Source organism: Phaeobacter sp. JH20_26, from assembly GCF_048056275.1.
Classification (GTDB): Bacteria; Pseudomonadota; Alphaproteobacteria; order Rhodobacterales; family Rhodobacteraceae; genus Phaeobacter; species Phaeobacter bryozoorum.
This window is the reverse complement of the sequence record NZ_JAYMWL010000022.1, coordinates 1-25,671: the sequence shown is the minus strand read 5'-3', so window position 1 is coordinate 25,671 and position 25,671 is coordinate 1. Positions and strand designations below refer to the sequence as shown.

General features: G+C 61.4%; 19 protein-coding genes and 1 riboswitch. Of the genes, 17 read left to right on the top strand and 2 right to left on the bottom strand.

The annotated features are described in order from the left end of the window. Window positions 1–76: 76 nt before the first annotated feature. The 15 genes from VWY60_RS17030 to VWY60_RS16960 all read left to right on the top strand — a co-directional run bounded on the left by VWY60_RS17030 (window position 77) and on the right by VWY60_RS16960 (window position 18,599). Window positions 77–979 (top strand): EamA family transporter, encoded by a 903-nt coding sequence (locus VWY60_RS17030; protein WP_340546116.1) that lies wholly within the window; start codon window positions 77–79, stop codon window positions 977–979. 69 nt (window positions 980–1,048) lie between these two features. Next, complete coding sequence (locus VWY60_RS17025) at window positions 1,049–1,663, top strand: inner membrane-spanning protein YciB (protein WP_416535063.1); 615 nt, start codon at window positions 1,049–1,051, stop codon at window positions 1,661–1,663. A 99-nt stretch (window positions 1,664–1,762) separates the two neighbouring features. Beyond that, window positions 1,763–1,841, top strand: a riboswitch (SAM riboswitch). A 60-nt stretch (window positions 1,842–1,901) separates the two neighbouring features. Next, entirely contained in the window at window positions 1,902–3,092 is a 1,191-nt protein-coding gene (metZ, locus tag VWY60_RS17020) for an O-succinylhomoserine sulfhydrylase (protein ID WP_340546114.1), read from the top strand. Window positions 3,093–3,302: 210 nt separating this feature from the next. Continuing rightward, complete coding sequence (folE2, locus tag VWY60_RS17015; RefSeq protein WP_416535065.1) at window positions 3,303–4,406, top strand: GTP cyclohydrolase FolE2; 1,104 nt, start codon at window positions 3,303–3,305, stop codon at window positions 4,404–4,406. 370 nt (window positions 4,407–4,776) lie between these two features. Continuing rightward, entirely contained in the window at window positions 4,777–5,541 is a 765-nt protein-coding gene (locus VWY60_RS17010) for a hypothetical protein (RefSeq protein ID WP_416541243.1), read from the top strand. A 64-nt stretch (window positions 5,542–5,605) separates the two neighbouring features. Then, window positions 5,606–7,054, top strand: a complete 1,449-nt coding sequence (locus tag VWY60_RS17005; RefSeq protein WP_340546111.1) for a TrkH family potassium uptake protein — start codon at window positions 5,606–5,608, stop codon at window positions 7,052–7,054. Window positions 7,055–7,211: 157 nt separating this feature from the next. Beyond that, a complete protein-coding gene (locus VWY60_RS17000; protein WP_340546110.1) occupies window positions 7,212–8,450 on the top strand; it encodes an aspartate kinase in 1,239 nt (412 codons plus the stop codon). A 45-nt stretch (window positions 8,451–8,495) separates the two neighbouring features. Then, the gene (ptsP, locus tag VWY60_RS16995) at window positions 8,496–10,736 is read left to right on the top strand and encodes a phosphoenolpyruvate--protein phosphotransferase (protein ID WP_340546109.1); all 2,241 of its coding nucleotides are present in this window, start codon (window positions 8,496–8,498) and stop codon (window positions 10,734–10,736) included. 382 nt (window positions 10,737–11,118) lie between these two features. Beyond that, window positions 11,119–11,337: a hypothetical protein gene (locus VWY60_RS16990; protein ID WP_416541242.1), complete on the top strand. Its 219-nt coding sequence runs from the start codon at window positions 11,119–11,121 to the stop codon at window positions 11,335–11,337. Window positions 11,338–11,410: 73 nt separating this feature from the next. Further along, entirely contained in the window at window positions 11,411–13,705 is a 2,295-nt protein-coding gene (locus VWY60_RS16985) for a bifunctional salicylyl-CoA 5-hydroxylase/oxidoreductase (RefSeq protein ID WP_416541241.1), read from the top strand. Continuing rightward, window positions 13,702–14,460 carry an SDR family NAD(P)-dependent oxidoreductase gene (locus VWY60_RS16980; protein WP_416535068.1) on the top strand — a complete coding sequence of 253 codons (759 nt, stop codon included), beginning with the start codon at window positions 13,702–13,704 and terminating at the stop codon, window positions 14,458–14,460. Before VWY60_RS16985 ends, VWY60_RS16980 begins: the two co-directional genes overlap by 4 nt. Continuing rightward, entirely contained in the window at window positions 14,460–14,918 is a 459-nt protein-coding gene (locus tag VWY60_RS16975) for a MarR family winged helix-turn-helix transcriptional regulator (RefSeq protein WP_260104930.1), read from the top strand. Before VWY60_RS16980 ends, VWY60_RS16975 begins: the two co-directional genes overlap by 1 nt. Continuing rightward, the gene (locus tag VWY60_RS16970; RefSeq protein WP_260104929.1) at window positions 14,915–15,718 is read left to right on the top strand and encodes an enoyl-CoA hydratase family protein; all 804 of its coding nucleotides are present in this window, start codon (window positions 14,915–14,917) and stop codon (window positions 15,716–15,718) included. The genes VWY60_RS16975 and VWY60_RS16970 overlap by 4 nt, the downstream gene beginning before the upstream one ends. 102 nt (window positions 15,719–15,820) lie before the next feature. Beyond that, window positions 15,821–16,981 (top strand): acyl-CoA dehydrogenase family protein, encoded by a 1,161-nt coding sequence (locus tag VWY60_RS16965; protein ID WP_416541240.1) that lies wholly within the window; start codon window positions 15,821–15,823, stop codon window positions 16,979–16,981. Between the two features lies 1 nt (window position 16,982). Next, on the top strand, window positions 16,983–18,599 hold the full coding sequence (locus VWY60_RS16960; RefSeq protein ID WP_416541239.1) for an AMP-binding protein: 1,617 nt from the start codon (window positions 16,983–16,985) through the stop codon (window positions 18,597–18,599). 29 nt (window positions 18,600–18,628) lie between these two features. Here the strand turns inward: VWY60_RS16960 and VWY60_RS16955 are convergent, their stop codons facing one another. Together VWY60_RS16955 and VWY60_RS16950 are read right to left on the bottom strand one after the other, a co-directional pair. Then, window positions 18,629–19,750: a glycosyltransferase family 2 protein gene (locus tag VWY60_RS16955; RefSeq protein ID WP_416541238.1), complete on the bottom strand. Its 1,122-nt coding sequence runs from the start codon at window positions 19,748–19,750 to the stop codon at window positions 18,629–18,631. A gap of 3 nt (window positions 19,751–19,753) precedes the next feature. Further along, the gene (locus VWY60_RS16950; protein WP_416541237.1) at window positions 19,754–23,086 is read right to left on the bottom strand and encodes a glycosyltransferase family 2 protein; all 3,333 of its coding nucleotides are present in this window, start codon (window positions 23,084–23,086) and stop codon (window positions 19,754–19,756) included. Window positions 23,087–23,444: 358 nt separating this feature from the next. Here VWY60_RS16950 and VWY60_RS16945 point away from each other — a divergent pair, with 358 nt between their 5' ends. Then, entirely contained in the window at window positions 23,445–24,227 is a 783-nt protein-coding gene (locus tag VWY60_RS16945; protein WP_416541236.1) for a hypothetical protein, read from the top strand. 429 nt (window positions 24,228–24,656) lie between these two features. After that, window positions 24,657–25,520, top strand: a complete 864-nt coding sequence (locus VWY60_RS16940; protein ID WP_416541235.1) for a hypothetical protein — start codon at window positions 24,657–24,659, stop codon at window positions 25,518–25,520. Window positions 25,521–25,671: the final 151 nt, after the last annotated feature.

Below are 25,671 nucleotides of genomic sequence, written 5' to 3'. Positions count from 1 at the left end.
TTCTGGCTGAAAATATCCTCGGGGGTCCGGGGGTGGAAAACCCCCGGCGATCTGTTCTGGAGCAAAGGTACTGCGGTTGAGCGACTGGCTGATCTCTCTGGAGGGGACCGAGGCGGGGCATCATGCGGCGCTTGCGCTGGCGCTGATGGCGGCGATCCTGCACGCGGTGTTCGGAGCGCTGCAAAAGGGGCGATATGACCCCTGGCTGTCGCGCGGTGCAATTGATTTCTCCTATGGGTTGATGGCCCTGCCGCTGGCGCTGTTCGTGGTGCCCTGGCCCGAGCCGCATATGTGGCCGATCTTTGCGGGCGTCTGGCTGATCCATGTGCTCTACAAGATCCTGCAGGGGCTGGCCTATAGCAAGGGCAGCTACACGGTGGTCTATCCGGTGGTGCGCGGCACCGGGCCGCTGTTCACCGTGCTGGGCGCGTCGATGCTGTTTGACGAAGGCTTTACAGCGGTGCAGTGGCTGGGGGTTCTGGTGCTGCTGGCGGGGATTTTCGGACTGGCGCTCTACAATTACCGCAATCTGACCGACAATCGCGAAACCCTGGGCAGCGCCCTGGCGCTGGCGGTGGCGACCGGCGTCTTTGTGGCGCTCTATACCACCTATGACGCCTATGGCATTCGCGCGACGGCGGATCCGTTCACCTTTCTTGCGTGGTTCTTCTTCATCGACGGGCTGGCGATGCCGCCCTATGCCTATCTGCGCTGGCGGGCGATGGTGCCGCGCCCGGACCCCGGCCCTCTCATGGCCAAGGGGCTGCTGGGCGGGCTTATCGCCTTTGGCTCCTTTGGGGCGGTCATGCTGGCCACGCGGCTGGACAAGGTGGGAGAGGCGGCGGTGCTGCGCGAAACCTCCACGGTCTTTGCTGCGCTTATCGGCTGGCTGGTGTTGAAGGAAACCGTGGGGCCGCGACGGATTGCCCTGATGGCTTTGATCGCGCTGGGGGCCGTGATAGTGGAGATGGGCGGCTGATCCGGCTGGCACAGCGGCCAGGCCTCGGCGATCACCGCCGGTGAATTCAGGTTAAGAACAGGAATAGAAATGGCGGGAAAACCGATCAACCGAACCCTTAAACTGGTGCTGGAATACGGCCCGCTGGTGCTGTTCTTTGTCGGCTACCTGCGCCTGCGCGATGAGCTGCTGATGATCGGCGGGCAGGAGTACAAGGGCTTTATCGTGGTGACGGCGGCCTTCATTCCGCTGATGGTGCTGTCGAGCCTGGCACTGTGGCGGCTGACCGGTCATATTTCCAGACTCCAGGTCGGGACGCTGGTGATTGTGATCCTGTTTGGCGGGCTGTCGGTCTGGTTCAATGATGAGCGGTTCTTCAAGATGAAGCCGACGATCCTTTATGTGCTGCTGGGCGGTGCGCTGGCGATTGGTCTGATCCGGGGGGAAAGCTATCTGAAGGTGGCGATGGATGAGCTGATGCCGCTGCAGGACGCAGGCTGGATGATCCTTACGCGGCGGCTGTGTTATTTCTTCTTCGCGCTGGCGCTCCTGAATGAGCTGATCTGGCGCACGCAGAGCACCGACACCTGGGTTTATTTCAAGACCTTTGGCCTGTCGCTGGCGATGTTTGCCTTTTTCATGACACAGGCGCGGGTCTTTCAGGCCTATGCGATGCCGGACGCCGAGGTGGACGAGAGCGAGTGACGCGGGCAGGGCCGCAGCGACCCGTCCCGGTGGTGTCGCTGCGTGTCGCGATCTGCGAGCTGCGGACTTGACCAAACGGCGGTTTGGGCTTATCCGGGACGGATATATCGTGGCGATTTGTTACCGGATTGCGGGCCACGTAAAACAATCCCGCTAAAGAGGTCAGGATGTGAAGGACCCCCTTTCGCTTGGCCGAATGGGGGTTTTTTAATGCGCAACGCGCGCAAGGAGACAGAAGATGAGCGAGACCTGGAACAAGCGCACGAAACTGGTGCATGGCGGCACCCGCCGCAGCCAGTACAATGAGGTCAGCGAAGCGATCTACCTGACGCAGGGTTTTGTTTACGACACCGCCGAACAGGCCGAGGCGCGGTTTATCGAGACCGGCCCCGATGAATTCATCTATGCCCGCTATGGCAACCCGACGGTGGCGATGTTCGAAGAGCGCATTGCCGCGCTGGAAGGGGCCGAGGACGCCTTTGCCACCGCATCCGGCATGGCGGCAGTCAATGGCGCGCTGACCTCGATGCTGAAGGCAGGCGACCATGTGGTTTCAGCCAAGGCTCTGTTTGGCTCCTGTCTCTATATTCTCGAGACGATCCTGACCCGGTTCGGGGTTGAGGTGACCTTTGTCGATGGCACCGACCTTGAACAGTGGCGCGCAGCGCTGCGCCCTGACACCAAGGCGGTGTTTTTCGAGTCGATGTCCAACCCGACACTTGAGGTGATCGATATCGCCGCAGTGGCCGAGCTGGCCCATGAGGTCGGGGCCACTGTGGTGGTCGATAACGTGTTTTCGACGCCGGTGTTTTCCAATGCCATCGCGCAGGGCGCGGATGTGGTGATCTATTCCGCGACCAAACATATCGACGGGCAGGGACGGGTGCTGGGCGGCGTCATCCTTGGCACGCGCGAGTTCATCCGGGGCACCGTTGAACCCTATATGAAGCACACCGGCGGCAGCCTCAGCCCGTTCAATGCCTGGACGCTGCTGAAGGGGCTGGAGACGATTTCCCTGCGGGTCAATGCCCAGGCCGATACAGCGCTGGAACTGGCGCAGGCGCTGAGCGGTCATTCCGCACTCAGCCGGCTGATGTATCCCGGCCTTGAGACCCATGCCCAATACGCACTGGTGCAGCGCCAGCTGGGCGGCAAAGGCGGCACGGTGCTGTCGCTGGACCTCAAGGGCGGCAAGAAGGCTGCATTCAGGTTCCTGAACGCGCTGACCATCCCGGTGATTTCCAACAATCTGGGCGATGCGAAATCCATCGCCACCCATCCGGCCACCACCACCCATCAGCGGTTGTCTGATGAGCTGAAGGCCGAACTGGGCATTACGCCTGGTCTGGTCCGGTTTTCGGTCGGTCTTGAGGATGCCGCCGATCTGATCGCGGATCTGACACAGGCCCTGGCGGTGGCGGAGGCCTGATCGGCTGAATAGCGACGGCGATAAGGGGGCAGGGCGCGCGTCGCCGCTGCCCCCGATGCCAAGCGTGATCCAAAAGGATCTGGCGTCAATCGCCGTAAATGCGCAAAACACGACGCTTTTGAATGATCTGTTTTGCGATCTGCTGCGTAACAGACTAAAACTAATCCTGCTGCCTGATGATCGGGCAGCGTCAGCGGAGGTCTCTGTTTCATGAACTCTCACTCGCGTAATCTGACCAAGGCGCCTGATCGAGCAGATGCAGAGGATGCACTCGAGCTGTTGCGCAAATGGGCCAGCACGGCAACCGAGACCGAAATTGCTCAACTAAACCCTGTGGTTGCGCGACTTCTGCCGGATGCACCCGTTGGTAATTATCCCGATCTGTCGCGCCACTACCCTGAGGAGTTTGAGGCCGATAGCAGCTATCGTGCGACCCTGCCGGACCTGCAGAACGGGCCGTCCAGCCTGATCCGCGGCGCCCATGAGCAGATCCAGCACGTCGGAATTTCCAATTTTCGCCTGCCGATTCGCTTTCACACCCGCGACAATGGCGATCTGACGCTGGAAACCAGCGTGACCGGCACCGTCAGCCTGGATGCCGACAAGAAGGGCATCAATATGTCCCGGATCATGCGGTCGTTTTACAAACACGCTGAACGCACTTTCAGCTTTGAAGTGATGGAAGCGGCGCTTGATGATTACCTCACCGATCTCGAAAGCCTTGATGCACGTTTGCAGATGCGGTTTTCCTTCCCGGTGAAGGTGCAAAGCCTGCGTTCTGGCCTGTCGGGCTATCAATACTATGATATCGCTCTGGAAATCGTGGATCACGATGGCGAGCGGACGAAGATCATCCATCTGGATTACGTCTATTCCTCGACCTGTCCCTGTTCGCTTGAGCTGAGCGAACATGCCCGCAGTGCCCGTGGCCAGCTGGCGACGCCGCATTCGCAGCGCTCGGTGGCGCGGATTTCGCTGGTGCAGGAGCCGGGCGCGCCGGTTCTGTGGTTCGAGGATGTGATCGACCATTGCCGCCGCGCGGTGCCGACCGAGACCCAGGTCATGGTCAAGCGCGAGGATGAGCAGGCCTTTGCCGAGCTGAACGCGGCCAATCCGATCTTTGTCGAAGATGCCGCGCGGCTGTTCTGCGAGGCGCTGCAATCGGATTCCCGTATCGGCGACTTCCGGGTGGTGGCCAGCCATCAGGAGAGCCTGCACAGCCATGATGCGATCAGCGTGCTGACGCAGGGGCCGACCTTTGCGGCGCGCAGCATCGACCCGCGGATGTTCGCAACCCTGATCCATCAGGGGTGATCCGGGCGCGCAGGACGCCAATCGTGCCTGTGGCCCCATTTTCCGACATAGACCCGACACCGCTGCCTGATTAGGCGGCGGTTTTTCGCGCTTTTTACGGGCGCCTCTGCAATGCGGCATTATTTATGCTGCAATGCAAAAGGAATCAGATAGAGTTGCAACCTGTGGGGGTGCGCGCTGCGTCGTTCCCCCTGTCCGAGGGGCGGAGGGGGCCTCGTGCCAGGGCTGTCGCGCCGAGCTTACTGGGTTCGGAAGATGGTCAGACCAATGTCTCTTGTTCATCTGCGCCAGCAAGGCCGTCTGATCGCTGGCCCTGATGTCTGGCGCAGCCATATCGCGGCGGATGCCACCCGCCAAACAGGAGATTTTGATGATCCCTCTACTCGACTTCACCGACCTTCCCCGGACACCTGCTGCATTGGCAGGTACGCTTGTTGGGCGCCAGATGCGGTTCTGGCGTGGGGCCGTGGCCCTGATGGGAGCAATGCCCGCCGCGCAGATGGCGGTTGCCAGCCATGCGATTGCGGTGGGGCTGAACCAGACCCGTGTCAAGACCACCGCCGCGCGCAGCACGGAGGCAGCCAGCCGCAGTGCCGAGCCTGCCGCAATCGCTGCGGAGAAACCTGCGGCCGCAAAACCAAAGCCCGCCCCGCAGCGCAAGCCTGCCCGCAAGAAAACCCGCCCGGCACGGACCAAGGCGGCGACCAGCACGCCGACGGTTGCGCCAACGCCGCAGCCCACCGACAAGGCGGATACAGCCGGGGCGTCCGATTTTTCCAGCAAGCGCAAGGTCGCGACGAGCGAAGCGGATGTGGCAAAACCTGCGGCCCCTGCCGCTGCTGCCGCCGTGACACCCGATACGCCCGCCGCCAAGGCCGCCGCCGCCGGACCAAGCCGCAAAACCACCCGCGCGCCGTCGAAACCGGCAGCGATGCCCGCCAAGGATCCGGCCCCGGCATCTTCGCCTGCATCGCAGCCCGCTGCGCGGGCTCAGCTGTCGCCGGTTGGCGCGAAACAGGCCGGAACCACCAGCACTCAGGCGCTGATGACCGGTCAGGGCGGGGGGGGCGGCACGTCGGCCAGTGCGATGACGGCGAAGGTCGGCACGGTGTCACAGAAGTCGACAAAACCCTAACCCCGGGTCGCAACAGTCGCGCAGTCTCTTGACACTCCGCCCGGTGGAGGCCAACGCTGCGCGCATGTTGGATCTGCGTCCGGTTGGATATGTCATTGGCCTTCTGGTGGCCATCCTTGGGGCAACCATGGTGTTCCCGCTGGCTGTCGATCTATACGACGGGCAGGGGGAATGGCCGGTCTTTCTCGAAAGTGCCGTCATCACCATCCTCGGCGGCGGGCTGATTGCGCTGTCCTGTGCCAATGGGGTGCGCGAGGGGCTGACGATCCAGCAGACCTTTCTGCTGACGACGCTGGTCTGGGTGGCGCTGCCGGTGTTCGGGGCGATCCCCCTGATGCTGGGCGCCACTGAACTGCGCTTTGTCGATGCGTTCTTCGAGGCGATGTCCGGCCTTACCACCACCGGCTCCACCGTGATTTCGGGCCTTGATGGTCTGCCGCGCGGACTGCTGCTGTGGCGGGGCATCCTGCAATGGCTGGGCGGCATCGGCATCATCGTGGTGGCCATGGTGTTCCTGCCGGAGCTGCGGGTTGGCGGCATGCAGATTTTCCGCTCCGAAGCCTTTGACACGATGGGGAAAATCCTGCCACGCGCGCAGGCAATCGCGAAGCAGATTTCGCTGATCTATGTCGGCCTGACCGTGGCCTGCATGGTGGTCTATATGCTGTTGGGGATGCAGCCCTTTGACGCGCTGGTGCATGCGCTGACCACATGTTCCACCGGTGGTTTCTCCAATTATGATGCGTCTTTCGGCACCTTTACCGGCGCGCCTGAATACGCGGCATCGGTGTTCATGATCCTCGCGGCGCTGCCCTTTGTGCGCTATGTGCAGATGGTCAACGGCCATTCCAAGCCGCTGTTTCGTGACAGCCAGATCCAGACCTTTCTGGCCACCATCCTGATCCTTGTCGTGGTGACGGCCTGTGTGCTGGTCTATGTGTTTCCTCACCACCCCGAGCAGGCGGTGCGCGAGGCGCTGTTCAATATCACCTCGATCATCTCCGGCACCGGCTACGCCAGCGTTGATTACATGCAGTGGGGCAGCTTTCTGGTGATGCTGTTCTTCTTTATCGGGCTGATTGGCGGCTGTGCGGGGTCAACCGCCTGTTCGGTCAAGATTTTCCGCTATCAGCTGCTGTTCGCCTCGATCCGGGTGCAGATCCAGCGCATTCATTCGCCGCATGGGGTGTTTGTCCCGCGCTATCAGGGCAGGGCGGTTGACGCCGAGGTGCTGAGCTCGGTGATCTCCTTTTTCATGTTCTTTGTGGTCACGCTGGGGATCGTGGCCTGGGCGCTGGCGCTGACCGGGCTTGATTTTGTGACGGCGGTGTCGGGGGCGGCAACGGCTGTGGCCAATATCGGCCCCGGCCTTGGCGACCGGATCGGGCCTGCGGGCAACTTCTCCACGCTGAACGATGGGGCCAAGTGGATCCTGAGCGCAGCGATGCTGATCGGGCGGCTGGAGCTGATGGCGGTCTATGCCATTCTGACCATCCGTTTTTGGCGCAACTAGGCAGATCGACCGAAACGCGCCGCTTTGACGCATCAAAATTGCGTGTTGCACCGGCGTTTCTGCGTGTATCGCTACAATCCGCAGGCTTGCCCTTGTGGGGCCGCTCGCATAAGAGGCGGGGAGTTGAAACCCGCAAGCGCACGGAGAGTTTTGCCCAATGCCCGTTCTTGTGATGAAATTCGGCGGTACATCTGTCGCCAATCTGGACCGCATCCGCCGCGCGGCGAAACGCGTGGGCGTTGAGGTGGCCAAGGGCTATGACGTGATCGTTATCGTCTCTGCCATGTCGGGCAAGACCAATGAGCTGGTCGGCTGGGTCAATGAGACCTCGCCGCTGTTTGATGCGCGCGAATATGATGCTGTGGTCTCCTCGGGCGAGAATGTGACGGCGGGTCTGATGGCGCTGACGCTGCAGGAGATGGATATCCCCGCGCGCAGCTGGCAGGGCTGGCAGGTGCCGCTGAAAACCACCAGCGCCCACAGTCAGGCCCGGATCGAAGAGATCCCGCCGGAGAACATCAATGCGAAGTTCGGCGAAGGCATGCGCGTCGCCGTGGTTGCAGGGTTTCAGGGGATCAGCCCCGAAGGCCGTATCACCACGCTGGGCCGGGGCGGGTCTGATACCACCGCTGTTGCCTTTGCCGCGGCCTTTGAGGCGGAGCGCTGCGATATCTATACCGATGTGGACGGGGTCTATACCACCGACCCGCGGATCTGCGATAAGGCGCGCAAACTGGATAGGATCGCGTTTGAAGAAATGCTGGAGCTGGCCTCGCTGGGCGCCAAGGTCCTGCAAACCCGCTCTGTTGAACTGGCGATGCGCTACAAGGTGAAGCTGCGCGTGTTGTCGAGTTTTGAGGAACAGTCCGACGAGGCCGGAACCCTGGTCTGCGACGAGGAGGAAATCATGGAATCCAATGTTGTGGCCGGTGTGGCCTATTCCCGTGACGAAGCCAAGCTGACCGTGCAATCGGTCGCCGACCGTCCCGGCATCGCGGCACATATCTTTACCGCGCTGAGCGATGCAGGTGTGAACGTCGATATGATCGTTCAGGACATCTCGGCCGAGGGTCGCACCGATATGACCTTCTCCTGCCCGACCGATCAGGTGGCGCGCGCCGAACAGGCGTTGCAGGCGGTAAAGCAGAAGGGCGAACTCAACTACGCCGAACTGCTGGCTGACCGTGATGTTGCCAAGGTCTCGGTGGTTGGCATCGGTATGCGCTCACAATCAGGGGTTGCAGCTAAGATGTTCAAGGTGCTGTCGGACGAGGGCATCAACATCAAGGTGATCACCACCTCCGAAATCAAGATTTCGGTTCTGATCGACCGGAAATACATGGAACTTGCAGTGCAAGCACTGCATGATGCCTTTGAATTGGACAAGGCGGCCTGATCTGGACCTGGCTGCCTGACACCGAAACCTGTGTGAACGGCCCCCATGGTAAAGACGACCGAATCCGAAAGTCGCAATCTGTTGATGCGCTTGCGCGAGGCGATGGCCGGTGATGATGCCGGTCAGGCCCGGCTGGACAAGATCACCCAGCTGATCGCCGATAGCATGCGCAGCGAGGTGTGCTCGGTCTATCTGTTCCGGGACGAGGAGACGCTTGAGCTCTGCGCGACTCAGGGTCTGAACGTTGAATCCGTACACCAGACCCGTATGCGGATCGGCGAGGGGCTGGTGGGCCGTGTGGCGCGCTATGGCAAGGTGGTCAACACCCCGGATGCCCCCAACGCCAAGGGGTTCCGCTATATGCCGGAGACCGGGGAGGAGCGTTATGCCTCTTTCCTGGGGGTGCCGATTCAGCGGCTTGGCGAGATGCTGGGCGTGCTGGTGGTGCAGTCCAAGGACGCGCGCGAATTCTCCGCCGATGCGGTCTATGCGCTGGAAGTGGTGGCGATGGTGATTGCCGAAATGACCGAGCTTGGCGCCTTTGTTGGCGAGGGCGCGGCACTGTCGCCCCTGCACCAGCAACCGGTTCTGCTGCGGGGAACCATCGCGCAGGAAGGCGCTGTTGAAGGCCACGTCTGGCTGCATGAGCCGCGCGTTGTTGTGACCAATCCGATTGCCGATGATCCGCACCGCGAGCTTGAGCGCCTGCATGAATCGGTCGAGGAGCTGCGGGTCGGCGTCGACAAGATGCTGGAGGTCTCCCAGACCGGTGACAAGGAACAGTTGCAGGTGCTGGAAGCCTACCGGATGTTCGCCAATTCCAAAGGGTGGATGCGGCGGATGGAAGAGGACATCGGCCGCGGTCTGAGTGCCGAGGCGGCGGTAGAGAAAGAACAGTCCCAGGCGCGGGCGCGCATGGGGCAGGTGCAGGATGCCTATCTGCGTGAGCGGCTGAGCGATCTGGATGATCTGTCCAACCGGCTGCTACGGATTTTGACCGGGCAGGGCCGTGAAACCGGTGCAGAGCTGCCCGAGGACCCGGTGCTGATTGCACGGAACATCGGCCCCGGTGAACTGCTGGAATATGGCCGCAACCTGCGTGGCATCGTGCTGGAGGAAGGCTCTGTCGGCTCTCATGCGGCGATCATTGCCCGCGCGCTGGCCATTCCGCTGGTGGTTCACACCAAACGCATCACCACCGAGGCGCTGAACGGCGACCATATCATGGTGGACGGGGAGCAGGGCGTCGTGCATCTGCGGCCGGATGACACCGTTGTGGGGGCCTTTCGCGACAAGATCGCGATGCAGGCCAAGGCGCAGGAACGCTATGCCTCGATCCGTGACAAACAGGCGCTGACCCGCGACGGCACACGTGTGAACCTGCTGATGAACGCCGGGCTGATGGCCGATTTGCCGTCGCTGGAAAACTCCGGTGCCGAAGGCGTCGGGCTGTTCCGAACCGAGTTGCAGTTTCTGGTCCGCAACCAGATGCCGAAACGATCCGAACTGGTGGCGCTGTATCAGCGGGTGTTGGATGCGGCTGGCGGCAAGCGGGTGGTGTTCCGCACGCTGGACATCGGGTCGGACAAGGTGCTGCCCTATATGAAGCCGACCGATGAACCGAATCCGGCGCTTGGCTGGCGGGCGATCCGGGTTGGTCTCGACAAGCCCGGTGTGATGCGGATGCAGTTGCAGGCGCTGATGCGCGCCGCCAACGGGCGTCCGCTGACGGTCATGTTCCCGTTTGTGGCGCAGTTCGAGGAGTTCCGCGCCGCCAAGGCCGAGGTCGCCAAGACGCTGGAACGCGAACGGCGCCTCGGGCATCCGCTGCCGGAAAAACTGGAAGTCGGGGCCATGCTGGAAACCCCGTCGCTGGCCTTTGCGCCGCAGAAGTTTTTCGACGAGGTCGAATTCCTGTCGATCGGCGGCAATGACCTCAAGCAGTTTTTCTTTGCTGCGGACCGTGAAAACGAGAGGGTGCGCAAGCGTTACGACACATTGAACGTGAGCTACCTGAGCTTTATCGCGCAAATCGTTGAGCGTTGCGAGATTTCCGGGACACCGCTCAGCTTTTGCGGCGAGGACGCCGGGCGCCCGATTGAGGCGGTCTGCCTGGCGGCGATGGGGTTGCGGGTTCTGTCGATGCGACCTGCCTCGGTTGGCCCGGTCAAATCGCTGCTGATGCGTGTCGATCTGAATGCTATTCGCAAAATCATTGCCGACGCACGCCACCGAGGCGAACAGACGGTGCGTCCGGCAGTGATGCAATATCTGCGAGAGCTCTGAGCCGGGATCCTTCGCACCATAGTCTGCATTGGGACCGCGCAGCCGAGGCTGCGCGGTTTTTTTTGACTGAGGATCAGGTTAGGGGTACAGCCTATGAGTGTGTTGTGGATAGCCGTAGGTAACGGGTCTGGCGGGTGGCTATGGTTTGGTCTTGATGAATCGTGACTGCGCAATCGAATTTACTCTTTAACATTTTGTTAATACCTTCCAAACTTGACTTATCTCGATATTTTTGTCGGTTCTGAATGTCCCGGCAGGGTGTCTCGTTTGGGTTGAGAATGCCCAAACTGTCCCCCAACTTATCCACAGCGCCGTCCCTGTTGTTCAGGTTGTTTTATCTATCTGAAAACATTGAATTAATTGTGGTTTTGCGGGAGATCGGATGACCCGTTTGAGACAAGTTCTCTACATCAATTGTGGGGCTTATCCACTTGAAATTTATCGGGAAATTATGGCTGAATGGCTTGGGTTTTCCGCGCCCATGGCGATGGCGTCCGAGAAAACCGGGGCAAGAGTCATGCTCTTGCCAGTATTGCAGGGCGGAGATGAATATTCCCTTAACGCGGATCTCCTGCAGGTCTGGCAAAAGCTTCAAGTTTAAAAGTTTAAGCTTGAAATTTATTGCCGTGCGCTTATCCTGTGCTCAGCTTTGATCGCAATAGGGGAGTGGCACCATGAAAATCGCCTGTCTGGGAGGCGGCCCCGCTGGCCTGTATTTCGCGATTTCGACCAAGCTGCGTCAGCCGGATGCCGAAATCACGGTTTTTGAGCGTAACAAGCCCGATGATACCTTTGGTTGGGGTGTGGTGCTGTCTGATGACGCGCTGGACAATCTGGCCGCCAATGATCCCGTCAGCGCCGAGCGGATCCGCGATAAATTCGCCTATTGGGACGATATCGCCGTGGTGCATGACGGCGTGCGGACCGTGTCGGGCGGGCATGGGTTTGCGGGCATCGGTCGCAAGGCGATGCTGGTGATCCTGCAGGAGCGGGCGCGCGAACTGGGTATTGATTTGCAGTTCGAAACCGAAGTCGGATCGGCCGCGAGCTATCAGGCGGATTATGATCTGGTCGTGGCCTGCGACGGGCTGAATTCGCGGGTGCGAACCGAGTTTGCCGCGCATTTCAAACCAAACGTCGATGTGCGCCCTTGCAAGTTTATCTGGTTGGGCACACAGCAGAAATTCGATGATGCCTTTACCTTTATCTTTGAGAAGACAGAGCATGGCTGGATGTGGATCCACGCCTATCAGTTCGACGCTGACACCGCGACGGTGATCGTTGAATGCTCGGCCCAGACCTGGGAAAACTGGGGCTTTGAGGCGATGAGCAAGGACGAGATCCTGCGCACCTGCGAGGCGATTTTTGCCGATCATCTGGATGGGCACGCGCTGATTTCCAACGCTGATCACCTGCGCGGCTCGGCGGTCTGGATCAACTTCCCCCGTGTGCTTTGCGAAACATGGTATCATCAGAACGTGGTCTTGCTGGGCGATGCTTCGGCCACGGCGCATTTCTCCATCGGGTCGGGCACGCGACTGGCCTTTGACAGCGCCATCGCATTGGCGGAGTTCATCAGCACCGAACCGACGTTGGAACAGGCCTTTGTTCGCTATCAGGAGGAGCGGCGGCTGGATGTGCTGCGGTTGCAGTCGGCGGCGCGCAACTCCCTGGAGTGGTTCGAGGATGTGGAACGCTATCTGGATATGGATCCGGTGCAGTTCAACTATTCGCTGCTGACCCGGTCGCAGCGGATTTCCCATGAAAACCTGCGCCTGCGGGATGCGGATTGGCTGGCGTCGGCTGAGAAATGGTTCCAGACGCGGGCGGGTGCCAGCGAGGATGCCCCGGTGCGCCCGCCGATGTTTGCCCCGTACCGGCTGCGGGAGATGCAGCTGAAGAACCGTGTCGTGGTGTCGCCGATGGCGCAGTACAAGGCCAAGGATGGCTGCCCGACCGACTGGCATCTGATCCACTACGGCGAACGCGCCAAGGGCGGAGCAGGGCTGGTCTATACTGAAATGACCTGTGTGTCTTCGCAGGGGCGGATCACGCCCGGCTGTCCGGGGCTTTACGCGCCCGAGCATGAGGCCGCCTGGACGCGGCTGACGGAGTTCGTACACAGCGAGACCGACGCCAAGATCTGCTGTCAGATCGGCCACTCGGGCCGCAAAGGCTCCACTCAATTGGGCTGGGAGACCATGGACGCGCCGCTGCCGGAGGGGAACTGGGAGACGATTTCGGCCTCTGCCATTGCGTGGACTGAGGATAATCCGGCCCCGCGTGAGATCACAGCGCAGGAAATGGAGGCCATCAAGGCGCAATTCGTGGCCGCAGCTCAGATGGCGGATCGCGCCGGGTTTGACATGATCGAACTTCACGCGGCGCATGGTTATCTGATTTCATCCTTCATCTCGCCCAAATCCAACATTCGAACCGATGAGTATGGCGGCGCGCTGGAAAACCGTCTGCGCTACCCGCTGGAGGTGTTTGAGGCGATGCGGGCAGCCTGGCCTGCAAGCAAGCCGATGTCCGTGCGTATTTCCGCCAACGATTGGGTCGGCGATGAAGGCGTCACGCCGGAAGAGGCGGTCGAGATTGCGCGGGCGTTCACCGCGGCGGGCGCGGATATCATCGACGTCTCCGCCGGACAGACCACACCCGAGGCACGGCCGGTCTATGGCCGGATGTTCCAGACACCGTTTTCGGATCGGATCCGCAATGATGCGGGCATTGCGACCATGGCGGTGGGCAATATCTATGAGGCGGATCACGCCAATTCGATCCTGATGGCCGGCCGCGCGGATCTGGTCTGTGTCGGGCGGCCACATCTGGCAGATCCCTACTGGACGCTGCATGAGGCGGCGCGGATCGGTGATCGCCATGCAGACTGGCCGTTGCCCTATCAGGCCGGGCGCGATCAGGCCTGGCGTCTGGCCGACCGTGAGGCGGAGGTGATCCGGGCATGAGCGAGATCTGCGGGAAACATGTGGTGATCACCGGCGGCGGCTCTGGCGTGGGTGCCGCCCTTGCGCGGGGCTTTGCGGCGCAGGGTGCGCGGCTAACGCTGCTGGGGCGGCGCAAGGCGCCGTTGGAGGACGTCGCCGCCGAGGTGGATGGCCTGCCACTGGCCTGTGATGTCACCGATGCCGAGGCGGTGCGCGAGACGCTTGCGGCGGCCCGTGAACAGCAGGGCCCGATCACCATTGCCATTGCCAACGCGGGTGCGGCGCCTTCCAAGCCCTTTGCCAGAATGGATGAGGGCGATTTCGCAGCGGCGCTTGCCGTCAACCTGTCGGGGGTTTTCAACTTATGGCAGGCGGCGCTGCCCGATATGAAGGCCGAAGGCTGGGGACGGATGATCGCCGTGGCCTCCACTGCGGGGCTAAAGGGATACCCCTATGTCGCGGGCTATTGTGCGGCCAAACACGGGGTCATCGGTCTGACACGGGCGCTGGCGCAGGAGCTGGCGCGCAGCGGGATCACGGTGAATGCGATCTGTCCTGGGTTCATTGAGACGCCGCTTCTGGAGCGGTCGATTGCCACCATTGTGGCGACCACCGGCATGAGCGCTGACGACGCGGCGAAATCCCTGCGTGCAGGCAATCCACAGGGGCGGTTCATCCAGCCGGAGGAGGTGGCGGATGCCGCGCTCTATCTGGCCGGGACGGCTGCCGCATCCATCAATGGCAGTGCGCTGCCGATCACCGGAGGCGAGATCTGATGCAGACCGACCGCTCCAAGGACCGGCTGCGGCTGTGGCTCAAGGTTCTGAAGGCCACCCGCGCCGTGGAAAGCGAAATCCGCGAGAACCTGCGGCAGGAGTTCAGCACGACTTTGCCGCGTTTTGACGTGATGGCAGCGCTGAGCCAGCATCTTGACGGGCTGAAGATGAGTGAACTCTCCGGCGTGCTTAAAGTCTCCAACGGCAATGTGACCGGCATCGTCGAGCGGCTGGTGGATGATGGCCACGTGCAGCGTGAAAAGGTCCCCGGTGACCGGCGCGCCAGCCGGGTGCGGCTGACCGAGGCGGGGGTGGCGGAATTTGCCCGCCAGGCCGCCGCGCATGAGGCCTGGATCGACCGGATGTTTGACAGCGTGCAGGAGGCGGAGGTTCAGACACTGTCCGACGCGCTGGATCAGGTGGCTAAACGGCTTGAGAATGAAGGACGCAAGGGATGATCTCGACGGATACCAAGTATTTTCTGTGCTCTGTTGACGCGGGTGTCGCAACGGTTGCGCTGAACCGGCCCGAGCGGAAGAACCCGCTGAGCTTTGAGAGCTATGCCGAGCTGCGCGACTGGTTTCGCGAGCTGCATTACGATGACGACGTAAAGGCGGTGGTTTTTGCACCCAACGGCGGCAACTTCAGCTCCGGCGGCGATGTGCATGATATCATTGGCCCCCTGACGAAGATGTCGATGAAGGAACTGCTGGCCTTTACCCGCATGACCGGCGATCTGGTCAAGGCGATGGTGAATTGTGGCAAGCCGATCATCGCCGCGCTGGACGGCGTCTGTGTCGGGGCCGGTGCGATCATCGCGATGGCCTCGGATATCCGGATCGCCACGCCCGAGGCCAAGACGGCCTTTCTGTTCACTCGCGTCGGGCTGGCGGGCTGCGACATGGGCGCCTGTGCTATCCTGCCGAGGATCATCGGTCAGGGACGGGCGGCGGAGTTGCTTTATACCGGGCGATCCATGAGCGCGGATGAGGGCCATGCCTGGGGGTTTCACAACCGTATCGTGGCGGCTGACGAGCTGATGGCTGAGGCGCGCAACTGGGCCGAGCGGATCGTTTCGGGTCCGAATTTTGGTCATATGATGACCAAAACCATGCTGGCGCAGGAATGGTCGATGTCGATCGAACAGGCCATCGAAGCCGAGGCGCAGGCGCAGGCGATCTGCATGCAGACGGCCGATTTCGAGCGCGCCTATCAGGCCTTTGTGAAGAAAGAAAAACCCCTGTTTGAAGGGGATTGATCCGACCCCCGGAGACCCCGGCGCCGGAGGAGGGCGCAGAGGCCTCCGGCGGGAGTATTTGGGGAAAGATGACAGGCGCTGCCCTGTCCCGGGAGGAGCGATATGGCGGATAGGACGTTTCTGAGCTGGCCGTTTTTCGAAGAACGCCATCGGGCGCTGGCGGAGGAGCTGGAGAGCTGGGCTGCCGGAGCGCTGGCGGATATCGATCACGGCGATACCGACGCGGCCTGCCGGGCGCTGGTTGCGGCGCTTGGTGCAGGCGGCTGGACGCAGCATTCCGGCGCCATGGCCGGAGAGGCGCTGGATGTGCGCACGCTCTGCCTGATCCGCGAAACGCTTGCGCGGCACGACGGTCTGGCGGATTTCGCCTTTGCGATGCAGGGGCTGGGGACCGGGGCGATCTCCCTGTTTGGCAGCGCGGCACAGCAGCAGGAGTGGTTGCCGCTGACCCGCTCGGGCAAGGCGATCGCGGCCTTTGCCCTGACGGAGCCGCAGTCGGGGTCGGATGTGGCCAATTCCACCATGACCGCGACGCTGGATGGCGATCATTACGTTCTGAACGGGGAGAAGACCTGGATCTCCAACGGCGGGATTGCCGATGTCTATACGCTGTTTGCCCGTACCGGCGAGGGACCGGGGGCGAAGGGGCTCTCGGCCTTCGTGGTGCCTGTGGGCCTGCCGGGGTTTGAGGTGGTGGAGCGGCTGGAGACACTGGCGCCGCATCCATTGGCGAGGCTGAGGTTCACAGATTGCCGGATCCCGCGCAGCGCCCTGCTGGGGGAGGCGGGGGCCGGTTTTAAGATTGCGATGTCGGTGCTGGATGTATTCCGCTCCACCGTGGCGGCGGCTGCGCTGGGGTTTGCCCGCCGGGCGCTGGACGAGGCGCTGGCACGGGTGACGACGCGCCATGTGCAGGGCGCGCCGCTGGCGGATTTGCAGATGGTACAGGGCCATATCGCCGATATGGCGCTGGATGTGGATGCGAGCGCCCTGCTGGTCTACCGCGCTGCCTGGGCCAAGGACAGCGGCGCGGCGCGGATCACCCGCGAGGCCGCCATGGCAAAGCTGTTTTCCACCGACCAGGCGCAGCAGGTCATCGACAGGGCGGTACAGCTGCATGGCGGTGACGGCGTGCGGCAGGGCCAGAAGGTCGAGGAACTCTATCGCGATATCAGAGCGTTGCGGATCTACGAGGGGGCTTCGGATGTGCAGCGTGTGGTGATCGCCCGTCAGGCGATTTCCGCGTTTCAAAAAGGGGGCTGAGATGCTGGGACCAAGCGCACATATCGACACATTCACCCGCGATAACCTGCCGTCGGCAGATCAGTGGCCGGAGTTCCTGATGGAGGGGTTCGACTACCCCGAGCGGCTCAATGCCGCGGTCGAACTGACCGATGCCATGGTGGCCAGGGGATTTGGCGACAATACCGCTCTGATCGGCAACGGGCGGCGACGCACCTACAAGGAACTAGCCGATTGGACCAACCGGCTGGCCCATGTTCTGGTGGAGGATCTGGGGGTGAAGCCGGGCAACCGGGTGCTGATCCGTTCGGCCAATAACCCGGCCATGGTGGCCTGCTGGCTGGCAGCGACCAAGGCGGGGGCGGTGGTTGTGAACACCATGCCGATGCTGCGGACGGGGGAGCTGGCCAAGATCGTTGACAAGGCTGAGATCAGCCATGCGCTCTGCGACACGCGGCTGATGGAGGAGCTGGTGAGCTGCGCCAAGACCTCGGCGTATCTGACGTCCGTTGTGGGGTTTGATGGCACCTCCAACCATGATGCCGAGCTGGACCGGCTGGCGCTGGAAAAGCCGGTGAGTTTCGAGGCTGTGGCCACGGGCCGGGACGATGTGGCGCTGCTGGGCTTTACCTCGGGCACCACCGGCGCGCCCAAGGCGACCATGCATTTCCACCGTGATCTGTTGATGATTGCGGATGGCTACGCGGCGGAAGTACTGGGCGTGACGCCCGAAGATATCTTTGTCGGCTCGCCGCCGCTGGCGTTTACCTTCGGTCTTGGCGGGCTTGCGATTTTTCCGCTGCGGTTCGGGGCGGCGGCGACATTGCTGGAGAATGCCTCGCCGCCGAATCTCATCGAGATTATCGAGAAATACCGGGCGACCGTCTGTTTTACCGCGCCAACCGCCTACAGGGTGATGTTGCGCGCGATGGAAGAGGGGGCCGATCTGTCGTCGCTGCGGGCGGCCGTTTCCGCGGGCGAGACGCTGCCCGCGCCGGTTTATGAGGAATGGATGGCGCAGACTGGCAAACCGATGCTGGATGGGATCGGGGCGACGGAGATGCTGCATATCTTTATCTCCAACCGGTTCGACGATCATCGCCCGGCATGTACTGGCAAGCCGGTCCGGGGGTATCAGGTGCGGGTACTGGATGCGGAGGGCAAAGAGGCGCCGCGCGGTGAGGTTGGCCGGCTGGCGGTCAAGGGGCCGACGGGTTGTCGCTATCTGGCGGATACGCGTCAGGACAGCTATGTGCGCGATGGCTGGAACATCACCGGTGACAGTTTCGTGATGGACGCTGATGGCTATCTGCATTTTGCGGCGCGCAATGACGATATGATTGTCTCGGCCGGGTATAATATCGCAGGCCCGGAGGTCGAGGCGGCGCTGCTGTCGCATGAGGCGGTGGCCGAATGCGCGGTCATTGGCGCCAAGGATGAGGCGCGCGGAGAGATTGTGCAGGCGCATGTGGTGCTGGCCGAGGGCAGCAGCCCGTCGGATGTTTTGACCAAGGCGCTTCAGGACCACGTCAAGGCGACCATCGCGCCCTATAAATATCCCCGCGATATCGTCTACATCGACGCCCTGCCGAAAACCGAAACCGGCAAGATCCAGCGGTTTCGCCTGAAAGCGGAGTAGCGCAGGGATCCGCCTCGGGGCTCCGGCTGCTAGAGGACAGGCACCTGTTCCAGCCGCCGTATCAGGTCGGGAGAGATTGCGTCCGGGCCATCGTTGAACTGGGCACGGGAGACGAAATTCAGATGCCGTGAAAGCAGCGTCAGCTTTGCCGAGGAGATCTCTTCGTAGAAGGCCTTCATGTCGTCGCGCGCCATCAGCTCGGTGATCTTGCTGCGGTGGGCGGTGACCGCAGCGTCATGCAGCGCCTTGATCCCCTTGAGCCGTTTGAGCCGGGTCAGTTCCTTTTTCGTTGCCGGAAGGCGGCGCTGTATGGTGAGATCCTGTTCCATGTTGAAGTTCATGCGCATCCAATAGGCCAGTCCCTGGTCGCGCTCCACATGGTTCACCCGGCCACGGTCGCGTTTGACAAGGAAGCTTTCGGTGCTGCGTACGGCGTAATGGTTCAGCGTCACCATGTCGTAGCCGTGGTCGCGAATGCCGAAACGCCAGCCCTGATCGGCCATATCCTCGGGCACCGGCTTTCCCGTGCCTGCCACCCAATTCGGCATCCCCTCTATGTGCCGTTTCAGCGGACGGTGGACGCCAATGCGGTCATAACCTCCGGCGACATGGTCTCCTCGCGTTCGGAACAGGGTTTTGATGCCCCAGGCCTGGATCGGGGCAGGGCAGTATTTGGGCGCGCAATAGGTATGCTGCTGTGTCAGAAGCACGTCCTCATAGGAATCGCGGAAACTGTTGCCGAACAGGCGCCATTGCATCGAGATCATGTCTGGATCACCGGTGGCAGCAAAAAGGCTGTCGAGGTCGCCGTCGCCAACGTGAATGTTCACGAACTCATCCACATCAGAGACCAGAACCCACTCGGCCTCCCGGACCAGATCAAGACCTTCTGCGAATTTCAACGCGCCTTTCTGCGGATTATAGCCGCTGCCCATCTCCTGATAGGGGTTGTCCATCCGGGTGACATAGCCACGGGCCGCCAGCGCATCGAGCAGCTCGACAGTTCCGTCGTCGCAGTCATTGGTGAAAACCAGGATATGATCGAACCCGAGGGCGCGGTGGTGGGCGACCCATTCCAGGATGAAGGGGCCTTCGTTTTTCATACAGGTGATGATCAGATGCTGAGCCGTCTTTGCGGGGCGTGTTGTCATGACCTAGCCCTCTGCCTCGGCGAGTTCGGCACGCAGCCGTTCCAGCGAGTTGCGAATGTTTTTCGCATTGCGTTTCTTCAGCGTGTATTCGCAGACCTGAATGGCCAGTTTCCTGTGGTTTTTCTCCTCGGCCTTCATCAGGAGGTCGTGCTGGTATCGGGGCAGGTCGCGGCGTGCGCGCAGCAGTTGGTAGAACCGTTGGGAGGTGAAACGGCCCTCGCAGATTTCGTTCAGCATCGGTTTGAGGATGTTCATATTGGCCAGCGCCTGCGGCAGCTGGTGGCCGAAGAACGGCATCCTCATCTTGCGGATATTGTCACCTGTGAGCCGGTTCACCTGTTCCACATCCGGCGCGAAATAGGGGTCGTACAGGACCACGACATCCTCTGCCGACTGGGTCGCCTGCGCTGCATCCGCATAACGGTCCTCCCAATCCAGACGCGCGGTCCAGCCCCAGCGGTTGTCATCCGGCAGGATGCGACGGTCGAGCGTGGTCTGCGGCGCGATGGCAAAGACCTTGGAGCCTGGCGCGCATTGCGAATAGGTGAGTGCGCCAAAGGCCCCCATGGAGGCGCCATAGAACAGAACCTCGTCAAATTGTGCAAAGAAGCCGCTGTCGCGCAGCTGGTCAAAGCTGTCATGCACAAAGGGGTTGCGGAACCAGTTCCGCTTGGCGCCGATCACGCCAAGCACCGAACAGCCCATGGTCTGCGACAGCAGCTTGTAACCCCAGGGCCAGCGCTGGCCCTCCTTTTGCTGGACGACATGGATATTGTCGAAGCTGACCACTAGCCGCTTGCCAAAAGGCTCGTAAAACAGCGCGTTGTCCTTGTCCTCCCAGAAGAAGCCGGCACGCTGGGCGGCATGGGCGCGCATGTCGGTGAACCGTGCATCACCGGTCATCGGCTGGGCGCTGTCCGGCGCGTCCGGACGCCTGACGGCGGAACGATCAAGGGCGCCCTGATTTTTGATCTGGGCATTGGTGGCGGCCGGCGCGATCGTGACCACGCGGCTGGCAGGTGCCGGGGCAGGCGCGACGACGGCAGGCGCAGGCGCAGAGGGGCGCTGCATCTTCTGGGCGAGGTCGGCGATATCGATATCGGCTCCCAGCTCGGCCTCGCGTGTTTTCAGGTCCGCAACACGGATCTTGCCCTGCACCATCTCTTTCAGCAGCCGGGTCTTGGCCTTGATCTGGGCGGGAGAGAGCAGCAGCGCCTCCGGTTCGGGGATCTGCACACCTGCCGGGGTGCCTGCCTCGGCCTGATCCTCAAGCTTGGTGAGGTAGATCGCATCCGGGCGCGCGACCTCGGTCAGGTTTTCATATAGATTGGCGTATTCCGGCTGAGATTTCAGATCGTCGATTTTGGCCCTATGCCATTGCACGGCCTCTCCGTGCAGGCGTGCCAGCTGCGGATCCGCCATCAGCTGATCCAGTTCGGCCCGCATCATCGGCAGGCGATTGAGCATCCGCCCGTCGGTTTCCGAGGCGTAGTTGCGGCGCGCCCAATAGTCGATCCCCTGATCCTGCTCGGTATGGTTGATCCGCCCACGATCCCGTTTCACCAGGAAACTGTCGGCCGACCGCAGCACATAGTGGTTCAGTGTCGCCATCCGATAGCCAAGCGAGCGTTTGGTGGAGCGCCAGCCGTTGTTGGTGAGCAGCATATCAGGCATGACGCGCCCGGACCCGTTGACCCAGCGCACCTGCGAGACGTTGTCTTCGTTGTCGATCTTCAGCGGGCGGTGAACGCCTATCTTGGTGTAGGGCGCGGATTTATGCACCATGCTCTTGAACCCCCAGCCAAGCCTGGGTTTTGGGATGAACTCGGGCGCGCAGCGGGTGAACTGTTCGATAATGGGGCGGTCTTCATAGGTGCCGACCCCGCCATTGCCGAAGAATTTCCAGGTAAAGGAGATCACATTCGGATCGCCAGCGGCCCTGAACAGATCGGCAAATCTGCCGTCACCGACATGGATGTTCACAAATTCATCGACATCAATGGTCAGAACCCAATCCGCAGCCTTGAAGGCAGGCTGTCTCATGGCGTCCTCCAGCGCGACATGCTGGGGCTTCTTGCCGGAGGCCGGATCCCAGGGATTGTCAACGCGGGTGACCAGCCCCAGTTCTGCCAGACGGTCCAGCATCGCACCGGTATTGTCGCGGCAGTCGTTGGTGTAGATCAGGAAGTGTTTCGCCCCGATTGCCTTGTGATAGGCGATCCACTCCAGAATGAACGGGGCCTCGTTCTTCATCGAGGTGAGGATCAGGATATTGTCGTGGGAAACCGGCTCTGCCAGCGGCGCGAGGCGATCCCCGAGTGTTTCGGTCCGCAGCTCCAGATTGTCGATCGCCCGCTGGTAATGGGCGCTCTGCGTGAGACGATCCAGCGGCATTTTGAGCAGGGGATGCGCGGTCTGATGTGCTGCTGCCCGTGGCGCCGGAGCCGGGGTTTTTGCGGTTGCAGCCGCGGCTTTGGCAAGTTCGGCCTGAGTGGGTTTGCCCTGTGGGGGCCGGTCCGGGATCGGTGCGGCGGCGGCGTCGATATCATGCCGGACCAGCGCGCGGCCGAGATAGCTGTCGGGATGAGGAATGCCGCCTTCATGGGTGATCAGGCGTCGGCTCAGCCGACGGTTCCACAGATGCACACCATAGCAGCCCTCGTCGATCTTCTTCTCTACGGTATAGCCCGGTGACAGCAGGTTCCGGCGTTCTTTGAAAGAGATCTGAAAGAAGGCCATCTGCGGTTTCACATGCGCCATCTCACCGGTTTCATTCAGGAAATAGGTCAGCGCCGACGGCCCCCAGACGCCCCATTTCAATTCGGAGACATGAACCGGGTTGCCAGCCGCATGAGCCGCTTCCAGGGCCGCGCGTTCCTCACCCTTGACCCAGGGCGGGATCGGGTATTCGTTTTCGCAGAACGTGTTCAGCCGCTGTAGCGTCCGCGAAAACCGGGGCAATCCCAGAACTGCATTACAGACCAGCCGTCCCGGTTTTTCCCAGCCAAAGACCCATTGGTCCTGAAAATCCCAGGGTTTGACGCAGAGAACATCGGCATCCACCCAGATCACATTCTGCATCGAAATCATCTTGTAGCGAAAGGCGTCGGCATGAACCGCAGGCGAGCCGGAGACCTTGTGGCGGATGAAATCCGACGCCGGGAAAATCCGGTTTGCATCCATCAGCTCGACACCCGGCGGGCAGTTGTCGACCGTCTCGTAGGTATAGAGCAGGGTGCGATGCCCGTGATCGGCAAAGGATTTCAGACAGGTTTGCTCAAGATAGCTGAGATTGCCACCAATCCAGAGGGAGGCGATTACCGGGAGGTCAGACATAGTATTGCGCACTGCTTCATTCTTATTCTGGGACTGTCGAAGGGGCGCTGGTCTACCGTCCGGGGCCGCGAGATCCGACGCGCGACCGCTGCCAGCTGCAAAGCTGAGCCTGCAGAACGGTTTTCTGTCCGGCAATGCCCTGTTCGACACTCATCCTCGTGACTGCGAGAGGTTCGCGAAGGGGCGTATCGCCACCAGAGCCCCTCTGATTAAGCAGGGACAGCCCAGGCCGCCCGCACGTCCTCAAACTCGTTTTTATCTAACTACCGGAGCCACTTGACCGTCTGCTTGCGATCATTGCCTGAGGTGACCCCACATGTCATAAGCGGACGATAACCTACCTTCAGGGCGCGTTCAAATGATTGTAAGCCACAAGCACAACTTTGTTTACGTCAAGCCCGGCAAGACCGCGGGCAGCTCGATCGAGCTGGCCATTAGCGCCTATTGCGGGCCACAGGATGTGATCACCAGGCTGCGCCCGCGCGAGGAATATCAGCGCGGCGACTGTGCGGCGCGGATCGAAAACCCACAATTCGTGAATATCAATTCCGGCGAGACCATCGAACTGCAAAACCATTCCAGATACAGCGATGCGCTGCGGGTATATGGCGAGCAGATCGTCGACTATGATGTGGTTTGCACCGAGCGGAACCCGTGGGAAAAGGCGATCTCGTCATTCTTCTGGAAGGGAAACAGGCGCCCCGAACGCCCGGTTGAGCCGCGCTTCAAGAGATTTGTCAACGACGGTCGCTGGCCGCAGGATTTCGATGTCTACTCCGTGAACGGTGTCTGTGTCGCCGATCACATCATCCGGGTCGAACGTCTGAAGGAAGACTACCGCGATTTCCTCGGATCATTGGGCATCGTGATCGAGGGGGAGATCAGCTTCCCGGCCTCTAAGGGCTTTCAGCGCCCCAAGGAGGCGACACGGGAGGTCATGTTCACGCGGCCTTGGGTGATCCGGGCAGTTGAGGAGCATTCCCAAGAGCTGCGCTCGGTGCTGCCCTACCGTTTCGAAGAGCGCAGCGCACCGGAGATCCACCTGAGCCCGGACCGCCGAACGGCCCGCTATCGGTTTCTGGAACAAAACGCCTGCGGTCCCGCCTATTGGCAGCGCGTGCCGACATCCACATCGGCCTGATCCGGGGGGGGGGCAGGCGCAGTGCCGATGAGTTCAGTTGACCGCCTGGAGGGAAGTGCCAGATCCACCTTCAGAGGCGACGCGAGCAAAACAGTCAAAGCTGTCGCGGATCGCGCTGTCAAATCTGACGTCTGGAGGCGAGTACCGGAATCGAACCGGTGTACACGGATTTGCAATCCAGAAAGAGCGTAAGCGAAAACAACGACTTAAGGGTGCAAAGCACCCCCTGACAAAAAGTGAGCAAAAAGCGAAAGTTTCAAAGCCAAATTCGCCGGTTCAAAACGAAAAAGGCCCCGTCACAGCGGCAACTGTGAACCGGGGCCAAATAGAAAAAGCCTGTCAGCTTTCGGAAGACATTAACACAGGCCAGCGCCGCACCGCAAACGCTCAGTCGGCTTTTTCGCGGGATCTGACTGGCGAGGTGGTCCAATGAGCTGGCGCATCGCAAATGAATGTGCCGAGCGCCGCTTTGGCAGCGCTGCACGCAAGCAGATCATCATGTTCCTGGCCGATAAGGCGAGCGATGATGGCTCAGGCATCTGGTGCTCCAAAGGAACGATCCAGCGCCACACAGAGCTCAGCGAGAGCACGGTGAAGCGCACCATCATCGACTTCCTGCGCGAAGGCATTCTGATCGAGACGGGGCGGCGGCACTGCAAGAACGGCTACACCGTCATTTACCGTATCGTTCTGGAGCGCGTGGCCGCGCTCGAACCCACAGCCGAGCCCGACATTGAGACGGGGGTCACTGTGAACCCCGTCCAGCCTGAACCCGGTACGGGGTCCACGGTGAACGGGGTACGGGGTTCACGGTGGACCCCAAACCATCCTAAAACCATCCATAAACCACCTACGCGCAGGCGCGAGGCGGCGGCGGAGGTTGAAGATTTTGAATCTGAGAAGATCTTGGCGGCCTATCCCGAGGACAGGATCCGAGACCGGCGGACCAGTCTGCGCCTGATCGCAGCGGCTGTGAAAGCCGGTGTGGAGCCCGATGACCTGCTTCAGGCGGTCAAAGCCTATGCGAAGGAAAGCGAGGGCTACACGCGCAGCAAGGTCTGCTTCTCAGACAACTGGTTCAAGATGGGGCGTTGGGAGAAGGGGCTTGCCCAGGTACAGGCGGACCGAGAGAAGGCGCGAGCGGCCGAAGCCAAGGGCCGTGCGAGCCTCGCCGAGTGGATCCACGGGCGTCATCCCCTGTGCCGCCACATCACCAACCGGCAGATCGAGGATTTGATTGCATCAAAGCTGGTGACGCCCGAACAGGTTCGTGCTGCGGGGCTGCAGGCGTGAAAAGGATCGGCGTGAACAGTGCGTTTCGTGCGCTTGAACTCAGGGCAAAGCCGTTGAGAATTTGCGTCCTCTGGTCAGCTGTTGATCTCGGTCTCGAAGGTCTCGATCATAGCAATGATTTCATCGAAGGTTGGTGCGTCACCGATGATCA